Consider the following 2,616-nt stretch of genomic DNA (forward strand, 5'->3'; position numbering starts at 1 on the left):
CCACACACGCGATGTGGCCCGCCGTCGGTGTACCCGGGACACGCCGCGCACCCCCTCCGCCGCCCCCGCCTGCTGCAATGGGCGTCATGAGCGACGACGACGCGTCCCCTGCCGACGCGCACACGGCCTTTCTCCGTCTGCTGCACGCCCAGCGCGTGTGGGACACCGAGCTGCCCGGCTTCGACCCGGCGACCGCTCCCGACGCGCCCGTCCCCCTCTTCCACGCGTGGTTCGCCGAGGCCGTGGCCGCCGGGCAGCCCGAGCCGCACACCATGGCGCTGGCGACCGTCGACGCCTACGGCCACCCGGACGTGCGGACGCTGATGCTGCACGACGCGGACGACCGCGGCTGGCGGTTCGCGACCCACGCCACCAGCGCCAAGGGCCACCAGCTCGCCGCCCACCCGCATGCGGCGCTCGATTTCTACTGGCCCGTCCAGGGCCGGTCCGTACGAGTACGCGGCCCGGTCGCCCTCGGGTCGGCCGAGGAGAGCCGGGCCGATCTGCACGCCCGCTCCACCGGCGCGCTCGCCTCGGGCCTGGTCGGCCGCCAGAGCGAGGTGCTGGCGGATGCCGGGGAGCTGGCGCGCGCTTCGGACGCGGCGTGGCGGCGGGCGCGGGACGAGCCGGACGCGGAGGTGGCGAGCTGGCAGCGGTACGTCGTCCAGCCGCAGGAGGTCGAGTTCTTCCAGGGCGACCCCCGCCGCCGCCACGTGCGGCTCCGCTACCGCCGCCGGGGAACGGGGTGGGTGCGGGAGCTGCTCTGGCCGTGACGGACCCGGCGAGGAAGGGCCACTGGGCAGCAGCCGCCCCTACCGACCAGGTGGGTTCCGGCTCAGCCCGAGGGCGTGCCGGGCGGCCTCCCGTACCAGAGCGCTGAGGCAGGCGGTCCCGTCGGCCTGGGGGATGCCGCTCTGCCAGGCGCTGACGGAGAACCACTCGCCGTCGGTGAGTGGCACAAGCGCCTCCCCGGGTTCGACGTTCCCGGGGAGGGCCGGCACGCGGACCAGGATGATGCTCGTGCCGTACGCGACCGCTGCGGCCACACCTCCGGCCGAGAGGACCGGCACACCGTAGGCGGACCCCACCGCGTGGCCCGACGCGAGGGCGATGAAGCGTTCCTCCAGGTCGGGATGGGTGTGCAGCTGCCACCCGTCGAGTTCCATGTCGTACGGCTCGACGGGCCGCGCGGCGTGTGCGCGGAGGTAGTCGAGCAGTGCGAGGTTCTCCGGGCGATCCGGGTCCGGAGGTACAGGTGCGCTGCGTCCTCTCCGCGTCATACGCGTGACGGTAGCGGCGCTGCGTCACCCATGACAGGGGGAGCGCGGGTTCCAGGCCGTCGCCGGGCCGCCCACCGCCGGAACCCTGCGCTCCTGTTCTCCGGACCCCCCACGGCACACCGGACAGCACACCGGACCAGAGGTGCAGCTCAGCTTTGTCGCCAATTCACCTGGCGTTTCCCCCTCGCTCGCCCGGCAAAAGCAGGCTCACCCCCATGAACACCATGAACCGCGCCAAGGTCTCCGCGGCCGTCGCCGCCGCCGCCCTGCTCGTCGGGGCCGGCGCCTCGGCCGCTTCGGCCACCTCTCACCACGCTCCGGCCCACCAGGGCAAGGCGTCCGCCTCACGCGAGCACAGCCAGCGGATACCCTTCACCGCGGCCAACGTGACGGCGAACGACGACGGTTCGTACACCCTCACCTGGACCGCCCCCGGAGTCCGCGACGTGGTCGTCAAGGCGAACGGCAAGGTCGTCGCCAAGGGCGGCAGCCACGCCACGGTCACCGTCAAGCACCTGCCCGCCTCGGACCGCCAGTGGTTCGACTTCGTCCCCGCGAAGGGCGGCTCGCTCCACCTTTCGGACCGCGAGATCCAGCTCTCCGGCACGGTCAACTTCCGTGACGCGGGCGGCTACCGCACCAGCACGGGCCAGTGGGTCAAGATGGGCGAGGTCTACCGCTCGGGCGCACTGAACACCCTCACCACCGCCGACGTCGCCAAGCTGAACCGTCTCGGCATCAAGGTCGACTTCGACCTGCGCACCGCCGGTGAGCGCACCTCGGCTCCGGACTCCGTGCCCGCCGGCGCGAAGTACGTGGTCGCCGACGTCATCGGTGGCGACATCACCTCGGCGATCGACCTGTCCTCGGCCGAGAAGTCCGCTCAGTACATGGTGGTCGGCGAGAAGTCGATGGTCAGCTCGGCCACCGGCAAGGCCGCCTACCAGCTGGTCTTCGCCGGTCTGGCCGACGACGACCAGCACGCGGTGCTCTTCCACTGCTCGGCGGGCAAGGACCGCACGGGCTGGGCGAACGCCGCCCTGCTGACCGCGCTCGGCGTGCCGAAGGCCACGGTCATGCAGGACTACCTCGCCAGCAACACCTACCGCGCCGAGGCGAACGCCGCCGCGCTGGCCCAGATGCCGGCCGAGATGGCCGCCGCGTACAAGCCGATGCTCGACGTCCGCGCCGAGTACCTGAACTCCGGCTTCGACGAGGTCAAGGCCAAGTTCGGCTCGTTCGAGAACTACGAGAAGAAGGGCCTCGGCCTCTCCTCGAAGGAGATCGAGGAGCTGAAGTCCTCGCTGCTGGTCGGCTGAGACAGCCTTACCCGGGG

At 72.1% G+C, this 2,616-nt stretch carries 3 protein-coding genes; 2 read left to right on the forward strand and 1 reads right to left on the reverse strand.

Features of this window, described 5'->3' with window-relative positions; translation table 11 throughout:
* Positions 1-86: 86 nt before the first annotated feature.
* Positions 87-773, forward strand: a complete 687-nt coding sequence (locus ACFWEP_RS33970) for a pyridoxal 5'-phosphate synthase (protein ID WP_387376061.1) — start codon at positions 87-89, stop codon at positions 771-773.
* Positions 774-812: 39 nt separating this feature from the next.
* On the opposite strand, the gene ACFWEP_RS33975 is transcribed toward ACFWEP_RS33970, so the two are convergent.
* The gene (locus ACFWEP_RS33975) at positions 813-1,280 is read right to left on the reverse strand and encodes a hypothetical protein (protein ID WP_387376063.1); all 468 of its coding nucleotides are present in this window, start codon (positions 1,278-1,280) and stop codon (positions 813-815) included.
* 215 nt (positions 1,281-1,495) lie between these two features.
* On the opposite strand from ACFWEP_RS33975, the gene ACFWEP_RS33980 reads away from it, so the two are divergent.
* On the forward strand, positions 1,496-2,599 hold the full coding sequence (locus tag ACFWEP_RS33980; protein WP_387376065.1) for a tyrosine-protein phosphatase: 1,104 nt from the start codon (positions 1,496-1,498) through the stop codon (positions 2,597-2,599).
* Positions 2,600-2,616 lie beyond the last annotated feature (17 nt).

This window comes from Streptomyces sp. NPDC060198 (assembly GCF_042728415.1).
Classification (GTDB): Bacteria; Actinomycetota; Actinomycetes; order Streptomycetales; family Streptomycetaceae; genus Streptomyces.

Bases quoted from the DNA above. Each gene is read 5' to 3' on its own strand.
- ACFWEP_RS33975 (WP_387376063.1), bottom strand. From the start codon at position 1,280: ATGACGCGGAGAGGACGCAGCGCACCTGTACCTCCGGACCCGGATCGC.
- ACFWEP_RS33980 (WP_387376065.1), top strand. From the start codon at position 1,496: ATGAACACCATGAACCGCGCCAAGGTCTCCGCGGCCGTCGCCGCCGCC.
- ACFWEP_RS33970 (WP_387376061.1), top strand. From the start codon at position 87: ATGAGCGACGACGACGCGTCCCCTGCCGACGCGCACACGGCCTTTCTC.